At 73.4% G+C, this 26493-nt stretch carries 24 protein-coding genes; 9 read left to right on the forward strand and 15 right to left on the reverse strand.

Annotated elements, in window-relative coordinates; translation table 11 throughout:
• Window positions 1-122: 122 nt before the first annotated feature.
• Complete coding sequence (locus AB0P24_RS41830) at window positions 123-545, reverse strand: subtilase-type protease inhibitor (protein WP_365803616.1); 423 nt, start codon at window positions 543-545, stop codon at window positions 123-125.
• A gap of 325 nt (window positions 546-870) precedes the next feature.
• Here AB0P24_RS41830 and AB0P24_RS41835 point away from each other — a divergent pair, with 325 nt between their 5' ends.
• Window positions 871-1401 carry a hypothetical protein gene (locus tag AB0P24_RS41835; protein WP_365803618.1) on the forward strand — a complete coding sequence of 177 codons (531 nt, stop codon included), beginning with the start codon at window positions 871-873 and terminating at the stop codon, window positions 1399-1401.
• A gap of 133 nt (window positions 1402-1534) precedes the next feature.
• On the opposite strand, the gene AB0P24_RS41840 is transcribed toward AB0P24_RS41835, so the two are convergent.
• From AB0P24_RS41840 to AB0P24_RS41870, 7 genes are all read right to left on the reverse strand, one after another.
• Window positions 1535-3163 carry an RICIN domain-containing protein gene (locus tag AB0P24_RS41840; RefSeq protein ID WP_365803620.1) on the reverse strand — a complete coding sequence of 543 codons (1629 nt, stop codon included), beginning with the start codon at window positions 3161-3163 and terminating at the stop codon, window positions 1535-1537.
• A gap of 462 nt (window positions 3164-3625) precedes the next feature.
• Window positions 3626-4003, reverse strand: coding sequence for a toxin Doc (locus tag AB0P24_RS41845; RefSeq protein ID WP_365803622.1), 378 nt, complete (start codon window positions 4001-4003; stop codon window positions 3626-3628).
• Between the two features lie 3 nt (window positions 4004-4006).
• Complete coding sequence (locus AB0P24_RS41850; RefSeq protein WP_365803624.1) at window positions 4007-4246, reverse strand: hypothetical protein; 240 nt, start codon at window positions 4244-4246, stop codon at window positions 4007-4009.
• 143 nt (window positions 4247-4389) lie between these two features.
• Window positions 4390-7491, reverse strand: a complete 3102-nt coding sequence (locus AB0P24_RS41855; RefSeq protein ID WP_365803626.1) for a glycoside hydrolase family 2 TIM barrel-domain containing protein — start codon at window positions 7489-7491, stop codon at window positions 4390-4392.
• 282 nt (window positions 7492-7773) lie between these two features.
• Window positions 7774-9999: an RNA polymerase recycling motor ATPase HelR gene (helR, locus tag AB0P24_RS41860; protein WP_365803628.1), complete on the reverse strand. Its 2226-nt coding sequence runs from the start codon at window positions 9997-9999 to the stop codon at window positions 7774-7776.
• Between the two features lie 238 nt (window positions 10000-10237).
• Window positions 10238-11437, reverse strand: coding sequence for a glycosyltransferase (locus AB0P24_RS41865; protein ID WP_365803630.1), 1200 nt, complete (start codon window positions 11435-11437; stop codon window positions 10238-10240).
• Window positions 11438-11605: 168 nt separating this feature from the next.
• Entirely contained in the window at window positions 11606-12154 is a 549-nt protein-coding gene (locus AB0P24_RS41870; RefSeq protein WP_365803632.1) for a sigma-70 family RNA polymerase sigma factor, read from the reverse strand.
• 46 nt (window positions 12155-12200) lie between these two features.
• On the opposite strand from AB0P24_RS41870, the gene AB0P24_RS41875 reads away from it, so the two are divergent.
• The 5 genes from AB0P24_RS41875 (at window position 12201) to AB0P24_RS41895 (ending at window position 17745) form a co-directional block, all read left to right on the forward strand.
• A complete protein-coding gene (locus AB0P24_RS41875) occupies window positions 12201-13598 on the forward strand; it encodes a serine/threonine-protein kinase (protein ID WP_365803634.1) in 1398 nt (465 codons plus the stop codon).
• Between the two features lie 126 nt (window positions 13599-13724).
• On the forward strand, window positions 13725-14435 hold the full coding sequence (locus AB0P24_RS41880; protein WP_365803636.1) for a DUF4232 domain-containing protein: 711 nt from the start codon (window positions 13725-13727) through the stop codon (window positions 14433-14435).
• Between the two features lie 190 nt (window positions 14436-14625).
• On the forward strand, window positions 14626-15891 hold the full coding sequence (locus AB0P24_RS41885) for a hypothetical protein (protein ID WP_365803638.1): 1266 nt from the start codon (window positions 14626-14628) through the stop codon (window positions 15889-15891).
• 89 nt (window positions 15892-15980) lie between these two features.
• Window positions 15981-17240, forward strand: coding sequence for an arsenic transporter (locus AB0P24_RS41890; RefSeq protein ID WP_365803686.1), 1260 nt, complete (start codon window positions 15981-15983; stop codon window positions 17238-17240).
• A 16-nt stretch (window positions 17241-17256) separates the two neighbouring features.
• The gene (locus AB0P24_RS41895) at window positions 17257-17745 is read left to right on the forward strand and encodes a universal stress protein (RefSeq protein WP_365803688.1); all 489 of its coding nucleotides are present in this window, start codon (window positions 17257-17259) and stop codon (window positions 17743-17745) included.
• A gap of 12 nt (window positions 17746-17757) precedes the next feature.
• Here AB0P24_RS41895 and AB0P24_RS41900 read toward each other — a convergent pair whose 3' ends face one another.
• Complete coding sequence (locus AB0P24_RS41900) at window positions 17758-19662, reverse strand: RICIN domain-containing protein (protein ID WP_365803640.1); 1905 nt, start codon at window positions 19660-19662, stop codon at window positions 17758-17760.
• Between the two features lie 414 nt (window positions 19663-20076).
• Complete coding sequence (locus tag AB0P24_RS41905) at window positions 20077-20973, reverse strand: helix-turn-helix domain-containing protein (protein ID WP_365803642.1); 897 nt, start codon at window positions 20971-20973, stop codon at window positions 20077-20079.
• A 69-nt stretch (window positions 20974-21042) separates the two neighbouring features.
• Between AB0P24_RS41905 and AB0P24_RS41910 the strand changes: the two genes are divergently transcribed.
• Entirely contained in the window at window positions 21043-21825 is a 783-nt protein-coding gene (locus AB0P24_RS41910) for a phytanoyl-CoA dioxygenase family protein (protein WP_365803644.1), read from the forward strand.
• Window positions 21826-21889: 64 nt separating this feature from the next.
• Here AB0P24_RS41910 and AB0P24_RS41915 read toward each other — a convergent pair whose 3' ends face one another.
• The 3 genes from AB0P24_RS41915 to AB0P24_RS41925 all read right to left on the reverse strand — a co-directional run bounded on the left by AB0P24_RS41915 (window position 21890) and on the right by AB0P24_RS41925 (window position 23966).
• Window positions 21890-22858, reverse strand: coding sequence for an aldo/keto reductase (locus tag AB0P24_RS41915; RefSeq protein WP_365803647.1), 969 nt, complete (start codon window positions 22856-22858; stop codon window positions 21890-21892).
• A 95-nt stretch (window positions 22859-22953) separates the two neighbouring features.
• Window positions 22954-23487: a flavoprotein gene (locus AB0P24_RS41920; RefSeq protein ID WP_365803649.1), complete on the reverse strand. Its 534-nt coding sequence runs from the start codon at window positions 23485-23487 to the stop codon at window positions 22954-22956.
• Window positions 23488-23507: 20 nt separating this feature from the next.
• A complete protein-coding gene (locus AB0P24_RS41925; protein ID WP_365803651.1) occupies window positions 23508-23966 on the reverse strand; it encodes a nuclear transport factor 2 family protein in 459 nt (152 codons plus the stop codon).
• 85 nt (window positions 23967-24051) lie between these two features.
• Between AB0P24_RS41925 and AB0P24_RS41930 the strand changes: the two genes are divergently transcribed.
• Complete coding sequence (locus AB0P24_RS41930; RefSeq protein ID WP_365803653.1) at window positions 24052-24603, forward strand: TetR/AcrR family transcriptional regulator; 552 nt, start codon at window positions 24052-24054, stop codon at window positions 24601-24603.
• Window positions 24604-24605: 2 nt separating this feature from the next.
• Here the strand turns inward: AB0P24_RS41930 and AB0P24_RS41935 are convergent, their stop codons facing one another.
• Window positions 24606-25283 (reverse strand): NAD(P)H-dependent oxidoreductase, encoded by a 678-nt coding sequence (locus tag AB0P24_RS41935; protein WP_365803655.1) that lies wholly within the window; start codon window positions 25281-25283, stop codon window positions 24606-24608.
• A gap of 69 nt (window positions 25284-25352) precedes the next feature.
• Here AB0P24_RS41935 and AB0P24_RS41940 point away from each other — a divergent pair, with 69 nt between their 5' ends.
• Complete coding sequence (locus tag AB0P24_RS41940) at window positions 25353-26288, forward strand: sigma-70 family RNA polymerase sigma factor (RefSeq protein WP_365803657.1); 936 nt, start codon at window positions 25353-25355, stop codon at window positions 26286-26288.
• On the opposite strand, the gene AB0P24_RS41945 is transcribed toward AB0P24_RS41940, so the two are convergent.
• Window positions 26285-26485 (reverse strand): ferredoxin, encoded by a 201-nt coding sequence (locus tag AB0P24_RS41945; protein WP_365803659.1) that lies wholly within the window; start codon window positions 26483-26485, stop codon window positions 26285-26287. The two genes, AB0P24_RS41940 and AB0P24_RS41945, sit on opposite strands and share 4 nt — an antisense overlap.
• Window positions 26486-26493 lie beyond the last annotated feature (8 nt).

Genomic DNA, 26493 nt, shown 5'->3' on the forward strand with positions numbered 1-26493 from the left:
CGGCGGGCGGCCCCACTCCGCCCGTCCGACCCCCGTCACGAGATCGCGGGTCCCCGCTCCAGGGGCCGCACTCCCCAGTTACGGACCTGTCCGGCAGTCACGAGGACCACGCGATCCCGGGCTCAGAAGGCGAAGACGCTCGCCCCGTATGCGTCCCTCATGCACTGGTTGCCGAAGGTGTGCTCGTAGGAGACGCGCTTGCCCTGCCAGACGCCCTCGACCGTGACCACGACGGGGTCGTAGAGCTTGGTGCACCACACATCGGCGCTGGGCGCCAGCGCGTCGAAGTCACCGCCGGCGCCGCGCAGTTCGGCGCACGCCTGGGCGGCGGCCGGGTGCGTGCCGGAGGCGCTCGGGGCGCAGTTGAGGGTGACGGCGCGCTCGGGCGTGGCGGTGGCCGCGTCTGTGCCGTGGCCCGTGGTGAGCACCAGGGCCGAGGGGGCGTAGAGCGAGCTCGGGGCGGCGACGGCGGCCCCCGTGAGGGGTCCGCAGACGGCGACGGCCGTAAGGCCGAGGGTCGCTGCCCAGCGCGCGGTGGTTCGCATCGTGTGCATCCTTCCGCTCGATTCGACGGGTGCCGCCCCTCGGCCCGGTGGGTGCCGGGGGCGGCGGGCGCCACTCTGCCGAGTCCGCCGCCGAAACACACATCCAACCCACAGGTTTCAGTAACCTTGCGTATTGAATCAGTGGCGTGAAGTCACGGAATTCGAACATGCCGACCGCGCAACGGAGCGGTTCTTGATCGTCCGAAGCGGCCGGATGGCCGGATCTCACCGCCTCGTTAATCGTCCTGAAACATTCCGCTTCCGCTCTCGGCGGACTTCAGGGCAAGCCCTTGCCACCGCGCCGCAACGGAGTAATCGTCATTACATGATTACGCAGGAGCAGCGAGACACGCTTCGCGGCTGGTTCGCCGGCCGCCTGCCCGACGATCTCTTCGAGGAACTGGTCGAGGTCACGGTCGACCGCGAGGAGGTCACCGTCGTCGGGCGCATCCCCGGGCCCGAGCCGGCGGACGACGCGTCGCAAGCCGAGCGGGAGTCGGCCGTACAGGGCCGGATCCAGGAGTTCCGGGAGCGCACCCGGGATAGCCGGATGGCCGTGGCCAGGGAGGCGGAGCACCGGTTCCGGCGCAAGGTCTCCTGGGGTGTGGAGTGCGCCGGGCAGCGGGCGCTGTTCACGCATGTGGCCGCGCCGGTGATGACGCGGCTGCGCCAGCCCGAGCGTCAGGTGCTGGACACCCTGATCGCCGGCGGCGTGGCGCGCAGCCGCAGTGAGGCGCTGGCCTGGTGCGTGCGGCTGGTCCAGCGGCACACCGACGACTGGCTGACCGAACTGCGGGAGTCGCTGGAGCACGTCGAGCGGGTCCGGGCCCAGGGCCCGGACGCCGACGAGGACTGAGACCGGCCGTCCGACCGCGCCCCGAAGGAGCGCGGGGCCGTATCGCGTGTGCGGCTGCCGCCGCGTGGGCGCGACCGGCCACGACGGCGCCGCAGACGAACGACGGCGCACCGTGGCGGTTCCAGCGGAGCGCTCAGTGGCCGGCCAGTTCCGCCGGCTGCGCGGACGGCCCGCCGGTCCCGGCGATGGAGAGCGAGCCGCGGCTCTGGGACGGTGCCGGGGCGTCGGTCAGCCAGCGCTGGGCGCTGGTGTGGTCGCGGACCTTGACCACGATGTCGGAGCCGGTGTCCACACCGCCCGTGGCGAGGGCGAGGGTCTCGTCCCAGGTGGGCAGCAACTCGCCCTGGACGGTGAGGTCGTAGCGCACGTCCTTGCCGCGCTCGGCGCCGGCCTCGGCGCAGGTGCCGAGGATGACCACGCCGGCGTCCGCGTGCGAGTCCAGGCACAGGTTCTTGCCGGCCGCGCTGCGCAGTTCGCCGTCGCTCTCGTACGTCCACTGCTGGGTCGAGGCCGAGGAGCACACCGCGAGCACGACACTCGCCCCGGCCGTCGGGTCGCCGTTGATGTCCAGGCAGAGCTGGGCGGCGGCGTTGCGCAGCCGGGTCGTGTGGTCGGCGGTGGGCAGCCCGGCCGTGCCGGAGCTGGGCGTCGCCTCGGGCTCGGAGTCGCCGGGCACCAGGCCTGCGGTGGCGACCGCGTCGCCCCCGTCGCCACCCCCGGACAGCGCGCTGACGGCGAGGACGGAGGCGAGCAGTCCCGCCCCGGCCACGCCGACACTGGTCAGCAGCGTCTTCGACGACCACGAGCCGGGCGGGCGGCGCACCGGCACGGGGATGCGGGCGAGGATCCGGGTCCGGGCGGCCGCGCGGCGTCGGCCGCCACCTCCGGCGCGCCGGGCGACGCGGCCGACGGGAGCTTCCTGGCCGCTCTTGCGGCCCGGGCGCGAGTCGAGGTAGCGGCGGGCTCCCCAGCCGAGCACCGCCTCCACGAGCAGCACCCCCAGTCCGTCCTCGACATGGCCGAGTTGTTCGGCGGCGGCCCGGCAGTACGGGCACTGCGCCAGGTGTTCCTGGACGTCCGGCAGCAGGGCGCCGCCGCGGCGGATCGGTACATCCAGCAGCCGGTTGTAGTAGCGGCACTCCTGGGACGGTGCGAGATCCCGGTGGGCGCGGACACAGCCCTCGTGGAATTTCTCCCGGGCGTCCTCGAGAGCCGCCGACGCGGTAGTCGTGTCCATGCCCAACAGACCGGCCGGTACGGTTATCGGCTCGGCCTCCACCTCGACATGCCAGAGCAGGCTCTGGGCGAGCGCCGGAAGGCCCAGGAATGAACGCTCCGCGAGGGTACGGTTTTCCGGCGTCAGGGACTTCGTGGCGCGCATACCACGGCCGCCGGCCGGTTTCCCAAGGTCGGGAAGAACCTCCGCTATTCGGTCCTCCGCGGACCAGTTGGCGACCGTGTCCCGGACGGAGACCAGCAGGCGCGGCCGGATCGCGTCCGCCGTCTCGCCCAGGGCCACCCGGTCCAGGACCTGATGGAAGGCGGCGGCCGCGACCATGTGCGCGATGGGCCCGGAGACGGCGAGGCAGATGGCCGCGTATTCCTGAACGGGTCGCCAGTGCCGGGCCATGAGCAGCGCGGCGGACCGGGAGGCCTCGATGTCGGATCCGGCTCGCAGCGGGGCGGCGAGGGACTCGTCGGACTCCCCCGCACCACCGCCGGGCGGCGGATAGGGAGGGCGAGGCGGATGGGGGGTGGGCACGGAGCGGATTCCTTTGGTGCGATGGTGCGTACCTCTTCGGTGCGCCTGCGGGGAGCGGGAATTCGCCGACGCGGTGTCGGTCGCGTTCCCCAACTGCCGAAATCAACCGGCCATTACCCCGCGCGGGTATTCACCCTCGCACAAGTCTCACACAAGCAACAAGGCACCCGTACGACATCGACAGCATTGACAGAAAGTCAGAAAGGCGGCGGTGGCTATTGCCCCTTCATGGCCCCATTCACCTTTCCACGCACCCCGTGTGAACCGCACGCCCGCGCCGGTCCCGCACGCACGCTCCCGGGCCGCCCGCACGGGTGGTCCACTGATGTCCGGCCCTCCTCGCGAGGCCCCGCGCGAAACGGCGGCTCTTTCGCGCGTAGCAGGCCGCCGGCCCCGTTCCTCCCGCCCTCGGCCGGCGGCCCTGAGGCGCCGGGGCAACTCGCCTGCGCGTCCGGGCAGGTGTCAGAGCTGCCAGGAACGGAGCCGGTCCGCCGCCGCGTAGACGTCGGCCTTGCCGCCCGTCAGGTCGCGGGCGAGGTCGACGAGGGCGCCGTGAGGCGGGTCGATGCCGACGTCGCTGGCGCACATGTAGGCCACGGCGGTCGCACAGGCGAACCGGGCGTTGGCCGAGGGCAGCGGCTTGAGCAGGAGGAGGGTGTGCAGCAGGGCGGCGGCCCGCCAGGCCGCGTCGGAGTCCACGCCGAGCCGGGGCGGGTCGACCCGGTGCCGGGCGACGGCGGCGACCAGCGCGGAGAAGTCGTTGACGGCGGGCTGCTCCGGCATGACCTCCTCGTGGCGCTGGAGCAGCCAGGGCACGTCGATGTGGATGACCGGCGGCATGGGTCAGGCGGCCTCGCCCTTCGCGGGCGGCTCGTCGTCGGGGAACGCGGCGGCGAACTCGGCGGCGTGGGCGGCGAAGAAACGGCGGAATTCCCCGGCCGCCTCCTGCAGGGCACGGTGCCGGGCGATGTCGGCGGCGGCCGCCTCACGGACGAGGGCCTTCATGGACGTACCGCGCTCCTTGGCCATCCGCCTGAGGTCCTCAAGCTCGCGGTCGCTGAACTCCACGTTGAGAGCTGGCATGCCCTTCACCGTACCGTGCGGGTACTCGACCGTAAATACCCGCAGGTCAGGACCGACCCATCACGGTACCTGCGGGACCTGAGGGGCATGCCCGTCCGCCGCCGGACCGCGGCACGTCGCGGCACCGGACCCGGTGTGACGCCTCAGATGCCGAGGCGGCTGATCCGTACCGCGCCCGACGACTGACCCGGGTGGGCGCTGGTCAGGGTCAGCCGGATCCGGGAGCCTCGCACCTGGTCGAAGGTGATGACGGTCGGGGTGTCCGAGGCGGCGGCCCAGTCCACCGCCGGCTCCGGCACCGCCCGGTAGGCCGTGCCGTCCCAGACGGCCACCTCGACCGAGGCGGGCAGGGCGTGGGCCGCGTCCACGGTGAAGGAGACGTCCACCCGGTCGAAGGCGCGGGTGCGCCCGTAGTCGACCGACACCCAGTCCGAGGTGCGGGCGCCGCTGAACGCGGGCAGCAGGGCGGTGGCGGACTTGGCGAAGGCGTTGGACCAGCCGGTGGCCGGGTCGCCGTCCAGCATGGCGGCCGGGAGGGTGTCCGGGCGGCCGGAGTAACTGGCGTCCGGGAAGGGGTAGTTCGGCGGGGCCGGGTGGTCCGGGCCGAAGTCGGGGGCGGGGGTGCCGGCCACCGGGCGGGCGGGGGTGGTGCGCACGGTGGCGGTGTCCTCGCGCAGGCCGTCCACCCGCGCGGTCACCCTGAGGGCGCCCGGCTTCGTACCGGAGCGGACCACGGCGAGCGCCTTGCCGTGGAAGGCGGTGCGGGTGCTGGCCTGGTAGCGTTCGGCGCTCTCCGCACGGCCGTTGTCGAGTCCGGCGAGCGAACCGCCGCTCACGGCGAAGGAGATGAGGTGCCCGGCGTCGGGCACCACCACACCGCGCGCGTCGACGATCTCGGCGGTGACGAAGACCAGTGAACGCCCGTCGGCGGCCAGGGACCTGCGGTCGGGGACGAGGCGGACGGCGTGCGGGGCGCCGGCGGTGCGCAGGACGTCGGTCGCGACCACCTTTCCGCCGCGCCGGGCCACCGCCTTCAGCTCACCCGGCCGGTAGGGCACTTTCCAGGTCAGGTGCAGTTTGCCCGCGCTGCCGTTGGGGCTGGTGTAACTGCCCGGGTAGGGGCCGGTGGTGAAGGTCCTGTCGTCGCCGGTGGCCTCGGTGGTCTCCAGGTAGGTACGGCCGTCGGTGGTGGTCTTGGTGTCGAACTCCCTTGTCCCCAGCGACGTTCCGTTCAGGAACAGCTCGACGGAGGGCACGTTGGCGTACGCCCACACCTCGACCGTGTCCCCCTCCTCGTGGTTCCAGGTCATCGGGAGCAGATGCACCATCGGCTCACTCACCCACTGGCTGCGGAAGAGGTGGTACATGTCCTTCGGGAAGCCGGCCGTGTCGACGGCACCGAAGAAGGACGACTTCACCGGGAACACGTCGTACGGCGTCGGCTCGCCGATGTAGTCGATGCCCGACCACAGGAACTGGCCCGAGAACCACTTCCGGTCCCGGTCCTTCTTGTGGCCGTACTCGCCGCTCATCGTCCAGGAGGCGAGGTTGTTGTCGAAGGACGAGGTCGCGCGGCGGCCGGGGGTGTGGTTCTCGCCCGTGTTGAGGTGTTCCGGCTCCTGGTAGGTGCCGCGGGCCGAGGTCTCCGAGGAGGACTCGGACTCGAAGAGGAACAGGTGCGGGTAGGCCGCGTGGAGCGCGTCCACGGACTTGGCGGTGTTGTAGTTGAGGCCCAGTCCGTCGAGTCTGGCCAGCATCAGGTCGGCGGCGGAGCCCCGCTTCGGCACGCCGCGGTACTTGTCGGAGCCGATGACCAGCGGGCGGGTGTCGTCGGCGGCCCTGATGGCGGCGATGATCCGGTCGGCCATGGCGAGGCCCGCGGTGGAGGTGGAGTCGGGGATCTCGTTGCCGATGGACCACAGGACGACGGCGGGCGAGTTGCGGGCGGCGAGGACCATTTCGGTGGCGTCGGCCTCGCACCACTCGTCGAAGAAGCGGCCGTAGTCGTACGTGGTCTTGCCGGTTCTCCAGCAGTCGAAGGCCTCCACCATCATCACGATGCCCAGCTCCTCGCAGACCTCGATCATCTGCGGCGAGGGCGGGTTGTGCGAGGTGCGGAAGGCGTTGACACCCATCGACTTCATGATGGTCATCTGTCTGCGCACCGCGTCGGCGCTGATCGCCGCGCCCAGGGCGCCCTGGTCGTGGTGGAGGTCGACGCCCTTGATCTTGGTGGGGACGCCGTTGAGGGAGAAGCCCTCGTCGGGGTCGAAGCGGTAGCTGCGGACACCGAAGACCGTGCGGCAGGTGTCGGTGGTGGTGCCGCCGACCCGGAGTTCGGTGTGCAGGGTGTAGCGGTGCGGGGTCCCGATGTCCCACAGCTTCGGCTCCGGGACGGTCAGTTCATGGGTCGCGGTGGTCCCGCCGGAACCGGTGACGGTGACCGTGGAGGCCGTACGAGCGACCGTGCGGCCGTCCGGGTCGGCGATCCGGGTCAGGACGGTCACGTCCGCGCCCGTGCCGGACTCGTCGACGACGGCCGTCCGCACCCGCACCACGGCCCGCTCGGCGGTGATGTCCGGGGTGGTGACATACGTCCCCCAACGCGCCACGTGCACGGGGTCGGTCACCACCAGCCGGGCCTCGCGGTAGATTCCGCTGCCCGAGTACCAGCGGCTGCTGGGCAGTTGGTTCTGCACCTTGACCGCGAGGACGTTCTCGGTGCTGCCGTCGGTGTGCAGCAGACCGGTGAGGTCGAAGGCGAAGCCGGTGTACCCGTAGGGGTGGCGGCCGGCCTCGGTGCCGTTGCAGTAGACGTACGAGTCCATGTAGACGCCGTCGAACTCCACCGAGATCCGCTTGCCCGCGTAGCCGGGCGGCAGGGTGAAGGCGAGCCGGTACCAGCCGAGGCCGCCCGGGAAGAAGCCGGTACCGCTGGTGGTGCCGTGGTCGGTGGTGGGGGTCTGCTCGATGCTCCAGTCGTGCGGTACGGCGACCCGGCGCCAGGCCGAGTCGTCGTACCCGGGGTCGGCGGCGTCGGCGTAGGCGCCGGTCGGGTCGGTGATCCCGCCCGGGTTGACCAGCGCGAACCGCCAGCCGTCCCGCAGGGCGACCGTGCGGCGGCCGGTGACCGGCGAGGACGTACCCGCTTCCGGCGCCGCCCAGGCGCCCGGGGCGGCCAGCAGGGCGCCGGCCGTCGGGGCTGCCGTGGCGGCTGCCAGAACCGATCTGCGCGTGACCGTCATGGTGCGGCTCTCCCTCATCAGGGCCCAGAACTACTCACAACTGATCGTGAACAAACAGATTCTGACGGAGTGCCACTCGCACCCGTCAAGGGCCCGGCAGCCACCTCCCGCCCCTTCCGTCCAGTCGACCGGTCCCCGTTAGGCACCCCGGACAGGCCCCGGCCGCGGCCGGCCGGACGCCGCCGCCTGCCGGTCACGCGAGGGCCCGAGGCACGGACACCGGCCACACGGCTCCGCGCCCGCGCCGGGCCGAGCCGAGCCCCGGGACGAGGGCGGCACCCCTCAGTCGCCCGCCCCGGTCGACGGCCCTGCCGCTCGTCCCGGTCGGTCCTCGTCCCGGTCGCTCGTCAGGACGACCAGCTGCCGGGTCGCGCGGGTCATCGCGACATAGCGGTCGACAGCGCCCGCGACGCCCGTGCCGAACTTGTCCGGGTCGACAAGGACGACCAGGTCGAATTCGAGTCCCTTCGACAGCTCCGGAGTGAGCGAGCTGATCCGGGACGTCGGTGTGAAGCCGGGATCGCCGATCACGCAGGCGACGCCCTCGGCGTGGGCGGCGAGCCAGGTGCCGAGGATGCCGTCCAGCTCCGCCACGGATCCGTGGACCACGGGCAGGCCCGAGCCGCGGATCGAGGCCGGCACGTTGGCGTCCGGGAGCACGGCCCGGATGACCGGCTCCGCCTGAGCCATGACCTCCTCCGGGGTGCGGTAGTTGATGCCGAGCGAGGCCAGGTCGATGCGGTCGAACCCGACCCGGGCCAGCCGTTCCTGCCAGGTCTCGGGGAACCCGTGCCGTGCCTGGGCGCGGTCCCCGACGATGGTGAAGCTGCGGGACGGGCAGCGCAGCAGCAGCATCTGCCATTCCGCGTCGGTGAGTTCCTGGGCCTCGTCGACGACGATGTGCGCGAACGGGCCGGCCAGCAGGTCGGGTGAGAGGGCGGGCAGTTCGGAATCGTCGACCAGGCTGATCTTGGCGTCCTCGCCGCGGAGCATCCTCACCAGGCCCTCGCCGTCGTCCCCGTCGGCGCCGGAGTCGGCGGCGGCCCCGATCAGGTTGTCGACGACCTGCGCCATCCGCTCGCGCTGGGCCGCGAGGACGGCCTCGTGCCGCTGCTTGCGCCGCGCCGCCTCCGGGTCGCCGAGCCGGTGCCGGGCCGCGTCCAGGAGCGGCAGGTCACAGACCGTCCAGGCCCGCGGGTCCGCGCGCTGCAGCAGCCGGACCTCGTCGCGGTCCAGCCACGGGGCGCACATCCGCAGATAGGCGGGCACCGACCACAGGTCGGAGACCAGGTCGGTCGCCTCCAGCAGCGGCCACGCGCCGTGCAGGGTGTCGGCCAGCTCCGTGTCCTGCCGCAGCGCCCTGCGGAACTCCTCGGGCGGGACGTCGTCGCCGTCGTACTTGCCCAGCAGGATGGCGGCCAGTTCCTCCCAGATCTGCTCGCGTGCCTCGTTGTGCGGGGTGCCCGGGCCCGGTGCCCGGAACGCGTCGGCCCAGTCGTCGGCGCTCAGCCGCAGGTCGGCCCAGTCGGTGGTGACCGTCGTGCCCCGGGCCGGGGGCTCCTCGTAGAAGCGGACGGCCGTCTCGATCGCCCGGACCATGTCCGCTGACGACTTCAGGCGGGCCACCTCCGGGTCGGCCTCCACCGCCGCGGCGGCGCCCTCGTCGACGAGGTCCCGCAGGACGCAGGTCTGCACGCCCTCCTCACCGAGGCTCGGGAGGACGTCGCGGACGTAGTTCAGGTAGGGCCGGTGCGGGCCGACGAACAGCACCCCGCCGCGCCGGTGGCCGAGACGCGGGTCGGAGTACAGGAGGTGGGCCGTGCGGTGCAGGGCGACGACCGTCTTGCCGGTGCCCGGGCCGCCGTCCACGACCAGGGCGCCCCGGGAGCCCGCGCGGATGACGGCGTCCTGGTCGGCCTGGATGGTGGCGAGCACGTCGCGCATCCGCTCCGACCGGTCGGCGCCCAGGCTGGCGATGAACGCGGACTGGTCGTCGAGCGCGGCGTGGCCGTCGAGCCCGTCGGCGGTGAACACCTCGTCCCAGTAGTCGCTGATCCGGCCGTCCCGCCAGCGGTACCTGCGGCGGCTGCGCAGCCCCATCGGGTCGGCGTGGGTCGCCGCGAAGAACGGCTCGGCCGCCGGTGACCGCCAGTCGATCAGCAGCCGGCGGCCCGTGCCGTCGGTGAGGCCGAGCCGGCCGATGTACACGGGTTCGGGATCGTCGGCGCCGACCATGCGTCCCAGGCAGAGGTCCAGGCCGAAGCGGCGCAGGGTGCGCAGCCGTCCGCTCAGCCGGTGGACCTCGGCGTCCCGGTCCATCGCCGCCCGGCCGGTGCCGCCCGGCGCCCTGAGCTCGGTTTCTAGGCGGTCGGACAGCTCGGCGATCGACTGCGCGAGGCACTCGGCGACGGCGGCCAGGTGCCGGTCGTCGTCGGCGATCAGGGCCGGGTCGGCCTTGGCGGAGAGGCCTTCGGGCAGGGCGAAGGCGCTGGTGGTCAGGGGGTTCAAGGCATCAGCTCCGTGGGGAGGCCGTGCGGCCGCGGGCACGTACGGCAGGGCGTCCGGAGGGACGGGACGAACAGGGGGGCGGGGACGACGACCGTCGTCCGGGGTTCGTGGCGGGTGGCGGAGCGGGCGGGACCGCGGGGCCGTCGGGGCTGGTCGCGCCCACACGGCGGAGCCGCGGATCGATACGGCCCCGCGCCGCGCACGGGGCGCGGGGCGCCACGGTGGAGGTATGTACTGCTCAGGCGCCGTCGAGGAGCAGTCGCGCGGCCACGGTCGCGCCGTCGGTGCGCATCGTGGCGGCGACGGCGGCCGCACGGTCCCGGGTGCCGGGGGTGAGGGCGGTCGCGAGCGCGGCCGAGAGCGAATCGACGGTCGGCACCGGGCCGTCGTGGGCCGCGCCGATGCCCAGCGCGGCCACCCGGGCCGCCCAGTGCGGCTGGTCCACGATCTGGGGGACGACCACCTGGGGCACACCGGCCACGGCGGCCGTCGTCGTGGTGCCCGCGCCCCCGTGGTGGACGACGGCGGCGACCCGGCGGAACAGCGCCTGGTGGTTGACCTCGCCGACGGCGAGGCAGTCGTCGCCGTCGGCCGGGGCGAGGTCCGCCCAGCCGCGCCCGACCAGCACGCGACGGCCCTGGGCGCGCACCGCCTCGACAGCCACCCGGGCGGCGTCCGGTGCGCCGCGCAGGGCCATGCTGCCGAAGCCGACGTACACCGGCGGTGCGCCGGCCTCCAGGAAGGCCACCAGCTCGGCCGGGAGCGGGCGTTCGTCGGGCAGCAGCCACGCGCCGGTCTGCACGAGGTCCAGATCCGTCATGTCCTGCCAGGGGGCCAGACCCGGGTCGGCCGCCAGCCACGGCCGGTCGGTGAGGACGTGGTCACGGACGTTGTCCACCGGGGGCAGGCCGAGCGCGGCCCGGTGCGTGTTGAGTGCCTCCCCGTACAGGGCGTTCACCCGCTCGGCGTCCGCCTTCCACAGCGTCGGCAGGTCGGCGTCGGCAGGCGACGGGCGGCCCGGCCGGGCGGCCGGCGGGAACCGCGAGGACGGCAGCCCGGCCGTATGGAAGCAGGCCAGCACGTAGCGGATGCCCAGCTTCTCGGCCACCGACCGCGCGCCGGCCGGCATCAGACCGCTCGCCACCAGCGCGTCGCATCCCTCGGCGGCGGGGGCGACCGTCTCGAAGTGCGCGGCGACCAGCTCGGGCGCGAGCTTGAACGCGTCCTGCGGTGACGGCTTCGGCCGGGTCACCAGCGCGCGCACCGACGGCCCGAACGGCACGTGCGGCACACCCGCACGGCCCAGCAGCTCCGCGAACTCCTCGTCCGGCGGGGCGCACACCCGTGCCTCGGCGCCGAGCTTCCGCAGCGCCACCGCGAGTCCCGCCAGCGGTTCGACATCGCCACGCGACCCATATCCCATCAACAGCACACGCACGTCGCACATCCCCCAAATACCGCGGTTCCTGGCTTCGGCCAGCGATTCTGCGGGACCAGGGGGGCCTTGCCGCAAGCCCCCCAGTGCGCTATACGTTAAGAAGGGCAAGGAGAAGAACTTCTCGCCCTGTGTTTCCTGCGGGCCGCCGATGCGCGGCCCTTTCTGCTGTCACGGCGCGCTCAGCCACGGCCGGACCTGCTTGCGTGCCTCGTGCAGCCGGGACTTCAGCGTGCCCAGCGGGATCCCCACCCGCTCGGCGACCTCGGCGTAGTCCAGCTGGCAGATGTCGCGGTAGACGAGCGGCGCGACCAGCTGCGGATGTTCCCGCTCCAGCCGGTCCAGAGCCTCCAGCAGATCGATCCGGGACCCGGCGATCACACTCGTCGTCCGCGGGTCGACGTGCTCGGCCGGTTCGATGGCCGCCGGCTGCTCCGCCGCCCGTCGTTTCAGGTCCCGGTACTTCTGCCGGGCGCAGTTGGAGACGACCGTGTACAGCCAGGTGCTGAAGCGGCTGCGGCCCTCGAACGTCGAGATCTTCCGGGAGATCTGGAGCAGCACGTCCTGGGCCGCCTCCTCGGCGTCCTCCCGGCACGGCAGGAACCGCCCGCAGCGTCGTACGACGTCGGGCCAGACCTCGGAGAGCAGCTGGTTCAGGGCCACCTGATCGCCGGCCGCGGCACGCCGGGCGAGGTCTTCGGTCAGCGCGGCGTCCGGCACGGGAGGTCCCCCTCGAAGTCGATCTCAGGACAGGCATGATAGTCGTATGCAACCCCTGGAGCGGATCGGCCGCTATCGCCTCGAACAGCGCCTGGGCACCGGTGCCTTCGGGACGGTCTGGCTCGCCCACGACGACCAGCTGGACGCCCCGGTGGCGGTGAAGGTGCTCGCCGACAACTGGTCCCACCGCCTCGACGTCCACGACCGTTTCCTGTCCGAGGCGCGGCTGCTGCGGCGGGCCGACTCCAAGCGCGTGGTGCAGGTCTACGACATCGGCGAACTCCCTGACGGGCGGCCGTACTTCGTGATGGAGTACGCCGACGCGGGCACCCTCGCCGATCTGCTCGGGGCGGGCCCGCTGCCGGTGCCCGACGCGCTGCGGCTGACCGCGCTGGCGGCGCGCGGCGCGGCGGACCTGCACAGCGCGGGGATCGTGCACCGGGACATCAAGCCGACCAACGTGCTGCTGCGCACCGCGCAGGACGGCACCCGCCGGGTGCTGCTGGCCGACCTCGGGCTGGCGAAGAGCCTGGCGCAGGCGTCGGGGCTGACGCTGGCCGCCGGTTCGGCGGGGTACCAGCCGCCGGAGCAGGCCCGGCCCGGCGAGGGCATCGACGCCCGCGCCGACGTGTACGCGCTGGGCGCGGTCGGCTACGAGCTGGTGACCGGGACGGTGCCGGCGGCGCCGGGGCAGGTCGTCCGGCCGGAGCGGCTGCGACCGGACCTCGGGGACGACGTGCAGCGGGCGCTGATGCGGGCCCTGGAGCCGGACCGGCAGCGGCGCTGGCCGTCCGCGCAGGCCTTCGCGGACGAGCTGGACCGGCTGGCGGCGGCCGCGGCAGCCCGTCGGCCGGGGCGCCTGGACGGTGTCCGCAGGCGGCTCAACGCGGTCACCCTGACCGTCGCCGCGGTCCTCGCCGCGGGGGGCACAGCACTCGCGGTCACGATGATCGACCGGGGCGGGTCGGCGGGGGACGGGACGCGGGTCGCCGACTCCACCGGGCGGGTGACGGCCGAGGTGCCGTCCGGGTGGGCGGGCGAGCTGCGCGATTCGGGCTGGAATCCGCAGGCCCTGGGGCTGGCCGCCGGGCACGAGCCCGGCCTGGAGGTCGCCGACGACGTGTCGGAGTGGCAGGACCTGTCAGCCGCGGTGAACGGCGTGTTCATCGGCGTGAGCGCGCACGGGAACGTCACCGCCAAGGTGAACGCCCTGAGTCACTCCGGCTGCCACTACGACGGCAGCCGCGCCTTCACCAGCAGCGACTGGAAGGGGCAGGTCCGCAGCTGGAGCGGCTGTTCCGGCGCGGGCGGCTCGATCCAGGAGGCGGCCCTCGGTCCGGCCGGCGGGGACAGCCGGCCCCAGGTGTACGTACAGGTACGGCAGAAGGGCGCCGTCGACGAGAGCACCACCGATGGCATACTCCGATCGCTTCGGGTCACCTGACCCGACGAATCCCGGCGTGCCCCCGAACTTTTCCGCCGTTTCTGGCATCGGATGGAAGTGACGGCGCACGGAGCGCCTCCGGCACGCCTCGCAGGCGTACCACGACATCCAGGAGTGTTGATCCACATGGCGCACACGTCCCAGTCCTCGCGGCGCGGGGCCGCCCTGCTCGCGAGCACGGTCGCCGCCCTGGGCCTGCTGACCGCCTGCGGCAACGGCGGTCAGGGCACGTCCCCGGAGTCGGTGTCGGGCACGGCGGCGCCCGCGACCGGCAACGCGTCGAGCACGGACACCTCGGACACCTCCGCCGCCCCGTCCGGCACCGGGTCCTCGCCGGCCTCGCAGACCGGCGGAGCGGCGACGGGCGGCGGTTCGTCGACCGGCTCCGCCAAGACCGGCAGCGCCACTGCGGCCGGCACCCGCTGCCACACCTCGGAGCTGTCCGCCTCGGTGGGCGCGAACAACCCGGGGGCCGGTCAGGAGAACTTCCCGATCGTGCTCACCAACAAGTCGGGCCGCACCTGCACCGTGCGCGGCTACCCGGGCGCCGCCTTCGTGAACGCCTCCGGCACCCAGCTCGGCCCGGACCCGCAGCGCGAGTCGGGCAGCACCGCGGCGACGGTCACCCTCAAGCCGGGCCAGAGCGCCTGGGCGGGGCTGACCTTCTCCAACCCGGAGATCAGCGGCGCCAAGACGGCGACGCCGGCCGCGCTGCTGGTCACCCCGCCGGACGAGCGGGACTCGCTGAAGGTCGCCTGGACGAGCGGCGCGGTCCCGGTCTCCGGGAACGCCTCCTCGGTGCGCCTGAACGTGTTCAGCGCCGGTACCGGCGTCTGACCGCCCCCTGACCGGACCCCGCTGCCCTCTCCCCCGGGCAGCGGGGTCCGTCATGTCCGGGCCACAACTGTCACAGACGTGCAACACGCGCGGCCGGCTCCGATCTTTTCCGCCGGACCGTCCATCGAACCCGTCGACCACATGGCAGCGGGGCTCCACCAGGGGCCGGGACGACGGAATCGGGGCGGACATGAACGGCATCTCTCGCAGGCGGGTGCTGACGGCGGGCGCGACGGCGGGGGCGCTGGGCGCGCTCGGCGCGGTGTCGGGGTGCTCGAACGGCGACTGGACGCTGGGCGGCAGCGGTCCGGCCGCGGGCGGCAAAGGCGGCGGCCCGAACGGCGGCGCGCCGGCCAGGCCGCTGAAGCTCATCGGTGACGGCTCCACCGCCGACACCGGCGCGCAGCCGCACCAGCCGAAGGCGACGCGGCTGGCGGCCGGCACCAAGCCGCCGCAGTTCGTGGTGTTCTCCTGGGACGGCGCGGGCGAGCTCAGCAACCAGCTGTTCTCCCGCTTCCGGAAGGTGGCCGCGGACCACGGCGCGAAGATGACGTTCTTCCTCTCCGGCATCTACACCCTGCCCGAGTCGAAGAAGAGCCTCTACCGTCCCCCGCAGCACCCGGTCGGCGCCTCCGCGATCGGCTACCTGTCCGACCGGCACATCCACGCCACGCTCCAGCAGGTGCGCGCCGCCTGGCTGGAGGGCCACGAGATCGGCACCCACTTCAACGGCCACTTCTGCGGCTCCGACGGGGTGCGCAACTGGTCGCCCGCCGAGTGGCGCAGCGAGATAGACCAGGCCGTGGACTTCGTCACCAAGTGGAAGACGAACACCGGCTTCACCGACCTGGAGCCGCTGCCCTTCGACTACCGCAAGGAGCTGACCGGTGGCCGCACCCCGTGCCTGGAAGGCCAGAGCAACCTGCTGCCCACGGCCGCCGCGCTCGGCTGGAAGTACGACGCCTCCTCCCCCGGCGGCCTGCAGATCTGGCCGGGAAAGGTGCAGGGCAACCGCATCTGGGACTTCCCCCTGCAGTCCATACCGTTCCCCGGGCACTCCTTCCAGGTCCTGTCGATGGACTACAACATGATGTACAACCAGTCCGCCGGTAACCCGCTGGGCGACAAGGCCCAGTACGACGCCTGGCGCACCCAGGCCCGCGACAGCTACGTGGCGGGCTTCGAGCGGGCGCACAGCACCAACCGGGCGCCGTTCTTCATCGGCAACCACTTCGAGCGCTGGAACGGCGGCATCTACATGGACGCCGTGGAGGAGGCGATCGGCCGGATGGCCCAGCACGACGACGTGCGCTTCGTCTCCTTCAAGCAGCTGGTGGCGTGGCTGGAGGCGCAGGACCCGGTGGTGCTGCGCAAGCTGCGCACGCTGAACCCGGGGCAGGCGCCGGTGGGCGGCTGGGCGGAGTTCCTGGGCGCGGCGGGCAGCCGGACCTCGTAATCGGGCCCGGCTGCTTTCATCTGCGTTCGTCTGCTTTCATCTGCTTTCATGGGCGGGCCCTGCTTGATCGCGCTGCTGAGGAACCCGCCCTGAACACCCCGCTCGCCGAGACCCTGTCCGTTCTCCTGCTCGCCGCCGTCCTCGCCTGGGCCGTGATCCGGCCGCGCGGCTGGCCGGAGGCGGTCCTCGCCGTACCGGCGGCGGGGATCGTCGTGGCCACCGGGGCGATCTCCCTCGACCACGCGCGGGCGGAGGCCGAGCAGCTGGGGCCGGTCGTCGGTTTCCTCGCCGCGGTCCTGGTGCTCGCCCATTTCTGTGACGTGGAGGGCCTGTTCCAGGCCTGCGGGGCGTGGATGGCCCGGTGGTCGGGCGGCCGGCCGGTGCGACTGCTGACCGCGGTGTTCGCGCTGGCATCGGTGATCACGGCCGTCCTGAGTCTGGACGCGACGGTGGTGCTGCTGACGCCGGTGGTGTTCGCGACGGCGGCCCGGTCCGGGGTGCGGGCCAAGCCGCACGTCTATGCCTGCACGCACCTGTCCAACACCGCCTCGCTGCTGCTGCCGGTGTCCAATCTGACGAACCTGCTGGCGTTCGCGGCGAGCGGGCTGGGCTTCACCCGGTTCGCGGCGCTGATGGCGCTGCCCTGGCTGGTGGCGATCGGCGCCGAGTACCTGGTGTTCCGGCGGTTCTTCGCCCGTGACCTGTCCTTGTCGGCCCCCGGCTCCGGGGAACCCGGCGAGCCGCCCCCGCTGCCGCTGTTCGCGCTGGTGACGGTGGCCTGCACGCTCGCCGGGTTCGTGCTCACCTCCGCCATCGGCATCGACCCGGCGTGGGCGGCGTGCGCGGGCGCGCTGGTGCTGGCCGGACGGGCGCTGGTACGGCGGCGGGCGACTCCGCTGTCGGTGGTGAAGGCGACCGCGCCCGCGTTCCTGGCCTTCGTGCTGGCGCTCGGGATCGTGGTGCGGGCGGTCGTGGACAACGGACTCGCGGACGCGCTCGGGCATGTGCTGCCGGACGGGACCGGGCTGCCGGCGCTGCTCGGCGTCGCCGCGCTCGCGGCCGTCCTCGCGAACATCGTGAACAACCTGCCGGCGGTGCTGGTGCTGCTGCCGCTGACCGCGCCGGCCGGGCCGGGCGCGGTGCTGGCCGTGCTGCTCGGGGTGAACATCGGACCGAACCTCACCTACGCCGGGTCGCTCGCGACGCTGCTGTGGCGCAGGATCGTGCACCAGCACGACCACGGGGTGGACCTCGGGGAGTTCACCCGGCTGGGACTGCTCGCCGTGCCGGCCGCGCTGTGCGGGGCGGTGGTGGCACTGTGGGGAGCGCTCCAGGTGGTCGGGGTCTAGACGGGAGGCCATGGACATGCGGGTGATCGTCTGGCTGGTCGAGGGGACCTGGCCCGCCTGTGTGGACGCGGCGCGCGGCTACCCGCGAGACGCGTGTGAGGTGGTTCTGCTGCACGTGGACGAGCCGGGGGTGGCCGGGCTCGCGCACGGCGCCTTCGCGGGGCTGCTGGGCCGGGCCGGCTCGGAACCGGACCCGGAGCGGCGGCTGCTGGAGCTCGGCGGGACGTCCGCGGCGGAACTGCTGGACGCGGCCGCGGCCCGGCTGGGGCGGCCGTGCACCCGGCTGGAGCGGATCGGCCGGGTCGAGCGGGAGGTGGTGGCCGCCGCCGCCGACGCCGATCTGCTGATCCTGGCCAGGGACGGCGACCGGTCCCGGCTGGGGCCGCACAGCCTGGGCAAGGCGGTGCGGTTCGTCGTCGACCACGCGCCCTGCCCGGTACTGCTGGTGTGGCCGGAGGCGGCGCCGGACCTGACGACGCTGCCGCCACCGCCGCCGCACCCCTGAGCCCGCGCCGGCTCAGGGGCCGTCGTGCCCCCCGCCGTAGCCGCCGCCCCAACCACCGCCGTAGCCACCGCCGTAGCCACCGCCGTAGCCACCGCCGTAGCCACCGCCACCGTAGCCACCGCCGCCGTACTGGCCGTCCCCGGAGCCGTAGCAGTAGCCCGGGTACTCGACGCACGGGTTGTAGCCGGGGGTGCTCGACGGTGCCGGCTGCGCGGTCGTCTTCGAGGCGGACGGGGTGGACGTCGGCGTGGCGGGCCTCGCGGCCTTGGTGGCCGCAGTGGCGGAGGCGGTCGGGGGCGGCGTGGTGTCGGCGTCCCAGTTGACGATCTGCATCTGCAGGTCGGGCTGGGAGGTGTCCATCACCCAGCGCTGGGCGCTGACGTCCGCCCGGGTCTTGACGACCAGGGCGCCGCCGCCGTCGGTGGCGGCGGGGGCGAGCGCCAGGTCCTGGTCCCAGCGGGGCACCAGCGCGCCCTGGAGGGTGAAGTCGTAGTGGACGCTCTTGGCCTTGGTCCCGGTCGCGGCCGAGCACGGGGCGAGCCGGACGGAGTAGCCGAGGTGCGAGTCGAGGCACAGGCCGGGGGCGGCGGTGTTGCGCAGCAGTCCGTCGCCCTCGTACGTCCACTGCTGGCTGGCGGCCGAGGAGCACTCGGCGAGCTCGGTCTCGGCGCCCTTGACGGCCTTCTTGCCGACCACGCCGATGCACAGGCCGGAGGCGATGTTGTGCAGCCGGCCGCGCAGGGTGCCCTGCGTGGTCTGGCTGGTGCCGATCCAGGACGGGCCCGAGGTGGAGGTGCCGGCCGGTGTGGCGGACGGCTTGGCGGTGGCCGAGGTGCCGTCGTCGCCGGAGCCGAGCACCGACCACAGCACCAGCGGCAGCACGACCAGGCCGCTCACGGTGCCGACGGCCACGGTGAGGTTGCGGCGGCGGACCCGGCGGGCGGCCCGCTGCTTGGCGCGGCGCGAGGCGGCGGGGTGCACGACCAGGTCCTTGCCCGGGGCGGCCGGCGGCGCGAACGCCTCCCCGCCCGCGAACCCGCCCGCGAACCCGGCGGCGGGCACGGCCGGGGGTTCGGCGGGCTGCTCGGTCAGTCCCGCCCGGGACTCCATGTAGGCGCGGGCGCCCCAGCCGAGCACGGCCTCGGCGAGGGCGAGGCCGAGGCCGCCGCCGTTGAACTGGTGAAGCTGGTCGGCGGTGTACCTGCAGTGCTTGCAGCCGTTCAGGTGCTGCTGGAGGTCCCGGTCGATGTCGATCCCGCCGCGCCGGAAGGTCACGTCGAGCATCCGGACGTAGCGCTGGCACTCGTCCTCGTGGGCGAGTTCGCGGTGCACCTGGATGCACTCCTCGCGCATCCGCTCGCGGGCCCGGTGCAGTTCGACCCGCGCGTCCTGCTCGTCGAGGCCCAGCAGTGCGGCGGGTGCCGCCAGCGGCTCCGACTCGACCTCGGTGTGCCACAGCACGGTGCGCGAGGACGGGGTGAGCCGCTGGAAGGCGCGGGAGAGCAGCCGCCGGTTCGAGGGCGGGAGCAGCCGGGAGGCGGCCCGCTCTCCCTTGCCGGCGCGCAGCTGGGGGTGGAGCAGTTCGCCGCGGCCGTCGTTGTCCCATTCGGCGGCTATGCGCCGGACGGTGACCAGCAGTTGGGGGCGCCAGGCGGCGGTGGGGCCGGTCTGCCGGAGGGAATCGCCGAAGAGCCGGGTGAATGCGGCGGTGGTGAGCATTCCCGCGCCGCGCGTCCCGTCGGCGCACAGACGGGCGTAGGCGAAGGCCGCTTCCCAGTGCCGGTCGAGGAGTTCACCGACGGGATGCAGGGCGGGTGCGTTGCCCGTCCACTGTTTGAGCTCGGCGCTGAGCTGCTCGTCGGTGACGCCGAACGGCCGGGCGGGGGTAGGGGAATTCCCCAGGCCTGCGTCATTCACGGCTGCATTCCTTCCAGACGCTACGCGGGATTCAGCCCATACCATCTGGTATGCGACCGATATGCGACCCGGCCGACACCGAGGCCGGATGGGCGTGTTGGGGGGTTCGGCACACGAGGAGCGGCCTCGCGTACGCGGCGGTCGAAAATAACGGTCCGCATGCCGACACGCCACACCTTTGCACAGGCCAGCAGGGCAGAACAAGGGATCTCTGGGTTTTGCGCATTGCCCGCGGGCAGCGGTAATTTGACGAAACGTCAATGCGGGAGTCCGCGCCCTGTCGCTGTATCGACATCGCAATTGACGCGGGGAATCAGAACCGGCCGCCCCGGTATCGACGGCAACCATTGAACCACCGCCCAACCTGCACAGGCCGCCGGGCCGCCGACGCCCGTGAACCAATGAACGGGGACATCAGGGGCGTTCGCCCAAGCGGTAGGCGCCGGGCGGAACGCCGTATCTTTCTCGGAAAACCCGGTTGAAGTGGAACGGGCTGGGAAATCCGGACGCGGCGGCGACCCGCTCGACGGTCAGGTCGGTGCTCTCCAGCAGCCGCACGGCGTGTCGCAGCCGCGCCTCGCGCAGCGCGCGCATCGGGGGCACACCGGTCTGCCCGGTGAAGAGGTGAGCGAACCGGGACGGCGACAGCGCGACACGCGCGGCGAGCGAGCGGACCGTGTGCGAGGCGCCCGGGTCGGCGGCGATCAGCTCCTCGGCGCGGCGCACCCGCTCGTCCCGGTCCTCCCGGCCGGGTGCCGCCGGGGACGGGCCGGCGGTCGCGAGCAGCACCACCTCCTCCAGTGCGCACAGGGCGAGTTCGCGCGCCGCGCTGCCGTGCGCGACGGCGACGGGGCCGTCGCCGGGTGCCGGGGCGGGTGGCGCGCCGGTGCCGGTCCAGCGGGAGTCGGCGAGCACCCGCCGGAAGGCCGCCTCGATCCGGGCATGGGTCTCCCTCGGGGCGCCGACGGCGTACACGCCGTCGCCGAGGGAGCGGGGACCGAGCCACTGCGTCCAGTGGGGGCGCACCTGGCAGTGGGTCCACCAGAACCGCCAGTGGCGCGCGCCGGGCCCGACGGCATAGCCGTGCGGGACGCCGGGGGCGAGGACGACGAGGTCGCCGGGGCGCGTGGCGGTCTCGACCGCCCCCTGCCGGAGCAGGCCGTGCCCCTCCGTCGTCCAGGTGAGCAGCCAACTGCTCGACCCGTCGGGCCGGTTGACCCGGTAACCGGGACCCTCGTCGTAGCGGCCGGTGACGACCATGCCCGGCGGCGGGGCCGGGGCAGCAGTGCCGGGCAACTCCGCAGCGCTCATGGGCATCCTCTCCGCCGGCGTGCCGGCCTAGCGTGACAGGTCAGGAGCACCGGAGCGAGGAGTGCGAGCATGACAGTCACGGGCATCGACACCAGCATCCCGCGGCAGTTCGGCGAGGACGGGTTCACCGTCGTACGGGGGCTGTTCGGGTACGACGAGATCGACCGTCTGTGCGCGGAGTTCGCGGCGCTGCACGCGGCGGGCCGGGTGGTGCCGGGGCACTTCGAGCCGAAGCCGACGGCGGATCCGCTGCACCGGTATCCCCGGGTGATGCAGCCCCATGAGATCAGCGCGCTCGCGCTGCGGTTCCTGCTGGACGCGCGGCTCCGGGTGGTCCTGGAGGCGCTGTTCGGGGAGGAGGTGCTGGCCGCGCAGAGCATGTTCTACTTCAAGCCGCCGGGGGCCCGGGGGCAGGCGCTGCACCAGGACAACTTCTACCTGCGGGTGGAGCCGGGGACGTGCGTCGCCGCGTGGGTCGCCTGCGAGGCGATCGACCGGGAGAACGGCGGGCTGGAGGTGGTGCCGGGGACGCACCGGATGGACCTGTTCTGCCCCGAGGAGTCGGATGCGGGGCTGTCGTTCGCGCGGGAGTACGTGGCACCGCCGGAGGGGCTCGCGGCGGTGCCGGTCGGCATGGGGCCGGGGGACGTGCTGTTCTTCAACGGGAGTCTGGTGCACGGGTCACAGCCCAATCGCTCCGCCGACCGGTTCCGGCGGTCGTTCATCGGCCACTATGTGGGGCGGTCCGCGGAGCGGATCGGGGGCTACTACCGGACGTTGTCCATGGGTGGGGAACCTGTTCCTCTGCCGGAGAGCGAAGGGGGCGGTCCGTGCGGGACCGAGCGGTTGTGATTCGGGTGCGGGTGGGTGGGGGATGGTCGCGCAGTTCCCCGCGCCGCTCCCAAGAGGGCGCGTCTCAGTGGCCGGAGATGGGATGGGGACCGTAGGGCTGCTCCAGCTCTTCGAGTTCCTTGTCGCTCAGCTCCAGCTCCACCGCCGCCACCGCGTCCTCGATGTGGTTCGGCTTCGCGGCTCCGATGATCGGGGCCGTCACCGTGTGCTGGTGGAGGAGCCAGGACAGGGCCACCTGGGCGCGCGGGACGCCCCGGTCGCCGGCGATGCGGGTGACCGCCTCGACGATCGCGCGGTCGCCCTCCTGGTAGAGGCGGTTGCCGAAGTCGTCCGTGGCGCTGCGCTCGGTGACCGTGCCCCAGTCGCGGGTGAGCCGGCCCCGGGCCAGCGGGCTCCACGGCAGCACGCCCACCCCCTGGTCGGCGCAGAGCGGGAGCATCTCGCGCTCCTCCTCGCGGTAGAGGAGGTTGTAGTGGTCCTGCATGGAGACGAACTTGGTCCAGCCGTTCAGCTCGGCCGTGTACTGGGCCTTGGAGAACTCCCAGGCGTACATCGAACTCGCCCCGATGTAGCGGGCCTTGCCCGCCTTGACCACGTCGTGCAGAGCCTCCATCGTCTCCTCGATCGGCGTGGCGTGATCGTAGCGGTGGATCTGGTAGAGGTCGACGTAGTCGGTGCCGAGACGGGCGAGGCTGTGGTCGATCTCCGTGAGGATCGCCTTGCGGGACAGGCCGCCGCCGTTGGGGCCGGGGCGCATCCGGCCGTGCACCTTGGTGGCGAGGACGATCTCGTCGCGCCGGGCGAAGTCGCGCAGCGCCTTGCCGACGATCTCCTCGCTGGTTCCGTCGGAGTAGACGTTGGCGGTGTCGAAGAAGTTGACGCCCGCCTCCAGCGCCTGACGGATCAGCGGGCGGGACGCCTCCTCGTCGAGGGTCCACTCGTGGGTGCCGCGGTCGGGCAGGCCGTAGGTCATGCAGCCGAGGCAGATCCGGGACACGTCCAGGCCGGTGCGGCCGAGCTTCACGTACTCCATCGTTGTCTCCCACCGTCGAGATCACGTCGTACAGAAGCGAGCGTACGTCGGCGGTGCGGCCGCTCTCGTGTCGTGGCGGTGGTTGTCGGACGATGTCAGTGCCGCTCCAGCAGGTCGAGCGCCTGTTCCCAGGCGAACTCGGGGCGGCCGCCGTCCGCTTCGGCCTCGCCCCCGTAGGGGTCGCCGAAGCGGACGCCGAGGGCGCGCAGCCGGTTCAGGCTCTCCTGGTAGGCCGGGTGTGCGGCCAGCGCGTCGGCGACGCAGGGCAGGACGGCGATCGGGACGCCGAGTCCCAGGGCCTCGCACAGGGTGCCGACGGCGAGGGTGTCGGCGAGCCCGGCGGCCCACTTGTTGACGGTGTTGAAGGTGGCGGGGGCGACGACCACGGCGTCCGGCGCGGGGAAGGGGCGCGGATCGGAGGGCCGGCGCCAGGCCGACCGGATCGGGCGGCCGGTGCGGGCCTCGGCCTCGGCGGTGTCGAGGAAACCGTTCACGGCGGCGGGTGTGGCGATGACCCCGACCTCCCAACCGCGTTCCTGAGCCGCGGAGATGAGCCTGCCGACGCCCGCGGCGATGCCGGCGGCGCAGACGACGAGGCAGAGGAACGGCTTGCGGGGCTCATCGGTCATCCGGGAACCCTATGCGGGCGCTACCGGAGCGGGAAGGACAGGCCCCGCTCGGACCCCGGGCGCGCACCGTGGATCCGGCGCTCGTGCTCCTCGATCGGCACGTCGTTGATGCTGGCCTCGCGCCGGGTCATCAGCCCGTGCTCGTCGAACTCCCACAGCTCGTTGCCGTACGACCGCCACCACCGGCCGTCCGCGTCGTGGCACTCGTACTGGAAACGGACCGCGATGCGGTTGCCGTCGAAGGCCCACAGGTCCTTGCGGAGCGCGTAGTCGAGTTCGCGGGCCCATTTGGCGGTGAGGAACTCGACGATCGCGGCGCGGCCGGTGACGAAGGTGCCGCGGTTGCGCCAGACCGAGTCCTCGGAGTAGGCGAGCGCGACGCGCTCCGGATCGCGGGTGTTCCAGGCGTCCTCGGCGGCCTGGACCTTCTGGACGGCGGTCTCCCGGGTGAAGGGCGGCAGGGGCGGGCGGTCGGCCATGGTCTCCTCCTTCGACGGAGAACGCACGTTCTCCTGATTGCCGCTACCCTAGGAGAACGCACGTTCTCTGGTCAAGGAGTGGCCCATGGACAGCACGGTCGCGCGTGAACAGGCTCTGGACGCCGCCGAGCGGCTGTTCTACGGGCGCGGGGTGCAGTCCGTCGGCATGGACGACATACGCGGCGCCTCCGGTGTCTCCCTGAAGCGGCTCTACCAGCTCTTCCCCGCGAAGGAGCAGCTCGTGGAGGCCTATCTGGAGCGGCGGGACGTGCGCTGGCGGCAGCGGCTCGCCGAGCACGTCCGGCTGCACGAGGATCCCCGGGAGCGGTTGCTCGCGGTCTTCGACTGGCTGGAGGGGTGGTTCGGCGAGGCGGACTTCCGGGGGTGCGCCTGGATCAACGCGTACGGCGAGCTCGGCGCCACCTCGCCGCGGGTGGTGGCCCAGGTGCGGGGCCACAAGCGGGCTTTCCGGGACTACCTCGCGGAGCTGGTGGCCGACGCCGGGCTGGACGCCGCGCTCACCGCGCCGCTGTTCCTGCTCGCCGAGGGGGCGATGGTCACCGCGGGCGTCACCGGGAGCACGGAGCCCGCGGCCGAGGCCCGCGCGGCGGCCCGGGTGCTGCTGGGCGCCGGGTGAGGTCAGCTCGCGGCGGCGAGCCGCGAGAGCCGGGCGCGGGCCCCGGCGAGGGAGGCCGCGGCCGCCTCCTCCTGGCCGGCCAGGTGGGGCAGCACGTCGACGCGGGTCAGCTCGGCGGCCACCGGATGGAGGTGCTCGGGCCGGACGCCCAGCCGGCCCGTCCAGGCCTTCAGGTACGGGGTCTGGAAGTCCAGGGCCGCCCGGCCGGTGTCCGGGCCGTAGGCGCCGCCGCGCCCGAGGACGGCCACCACCCGGGTGCCGGACAGCAGGCTCTCCCCCGTGTCCGGGTGGGCGAAGGCGCCGGGGAAGGTCACCCGGTCGATCCACGCCTTGAGGGCCGCGGGCACCGCGAAGTTGTACATGGGGACGCCGAGCAGCACCGTGTCCGCGGCGGCCAGCTCGCTGATCAGGGGCCGGGTCTGTTCCCACTCGCGGGCCTCGGCCGGGCCCTCGATCAGCGCGGGCACCTTCGCGGGCGGCACGAAGCCCGCCCGCTCCACCCGGCGGCCCAGAGTGGTGTAGGCGCCGGTGAGCGGGGGCACCGGGGTGGCGGCCAGGTCGCGGTGGCGGTACCGGGCCGCCGGGTGCCCGGCGCGCCAGGCGCGGGCGAAGCCGGCGGTGAGACGCCTGGTCACGGAGTCGGCGGTCGCGTCGGCGCTGGAGTCGATGTGCAGCAGCATGGGGTGGTCACCTCGGTCGGTCGGGATGCGTCGAGGAGGTGACGGAGCACGCGGCGGAAAGGTGACCCCATGGACCGGCACGACGAGCTGGCGGCCCGGTTCGAGGCGAGGCGCGGGCGGCTGCGGGCGATCGCCCACCGCATGCTCGGCTCGGCCCGGGACGCCGACGACGCGGTCCAGGAGACCTGGCTGCGGCTGAGCCGGGCGGGCGGCGCCGGCATCGGCAACCTCACCGCCTGGCTGACGACGGTCGTCTCCCGCATCTGCCTGGACATGCTGCGCGCCCGGACCGCTCACCCCGAGGAGCCGTACGGCGAGGACCTCCCGGAGCGCGCGGCCGGCGCCGGGCCCGAGGAGGAGGCCGTGCTGGCCGATTCGGTGGGGCTCGCCCTGCTGGTGGTGCTGGAGACGCTGAGCCCGGCGGAGCGGGTGGCGTTCGTGCTGCACGACCTGTTCGGGGTGCCGTTCGAACGTGTCGCGGTGATCACCGACCGTTCGCTGCCGGCCGCGAAGAAGCTCGCCAGCCGGGCCCGGCACAAGGTGCGGGGCACACCCGCGGTGCCGGCCGCCGAGCAGGACCGGCACCGCGCGGTCGTGGAGGCGTTCCTGGCCGCCGCCCGGGGCGGTGACCTGGACGCGCTGCTCGGCCTGCTCGCCCCGGACGTGGTCCGGCGCGCCGACCCCGCGACCCTGCCGCCGGGGGCGGCGGCTGAGCTGCGGGGTGCCCGGGCGGTCGCGGAGGGCACGGTGCTGTTGCGCGAGCGCGCCCGGTTCGCCGCACCGGCCCTGGTCGACGGCCGGGTCGGCCTCGTCGTCGCCCCGCGGGGACGGCTGCGCTACGTCCTGCGGGTCACCGTCGAGGGCGACCGGGTGACGGCGTACGAGGTCGTCGCCGACCCGGCGCGGCTGCGCGGGCTGGAGCTGGCGGTGCTCGACGTCCCGGCGGCCGACCGGGCGCCGGGGCCCCGGACGGCTCACCGAGATCGTCGTGAGCCTTCGGGCTAGCCCGCCGGTTCCTGGACCGTGATGGCGTGTACCGGGCAGGCGCGGGCCGCCTCGCGGACCAGGGGGTCGCCGCCGCCGTCCGCCATGCCGGGGAGCAGGGTGCTGAAGCCGTCGTCGTCCTGGGTGAAGACGTTCGGGGCGGTCAGGGCGCACTGCCCCGCGCCGATGCAGACGTCCCGGTCGATCTCGATGTGCATGGCAGGAG

The organism is Streptomyces sp. NPDC086519 (assembly GCF_040686075.1).
Lineage (GTDB): Bacteria > Actinomycetota > Actinomycetes > Streptomycetales > Streptomycetaceae > Streptomyces > Streptomyces shenzhenensis.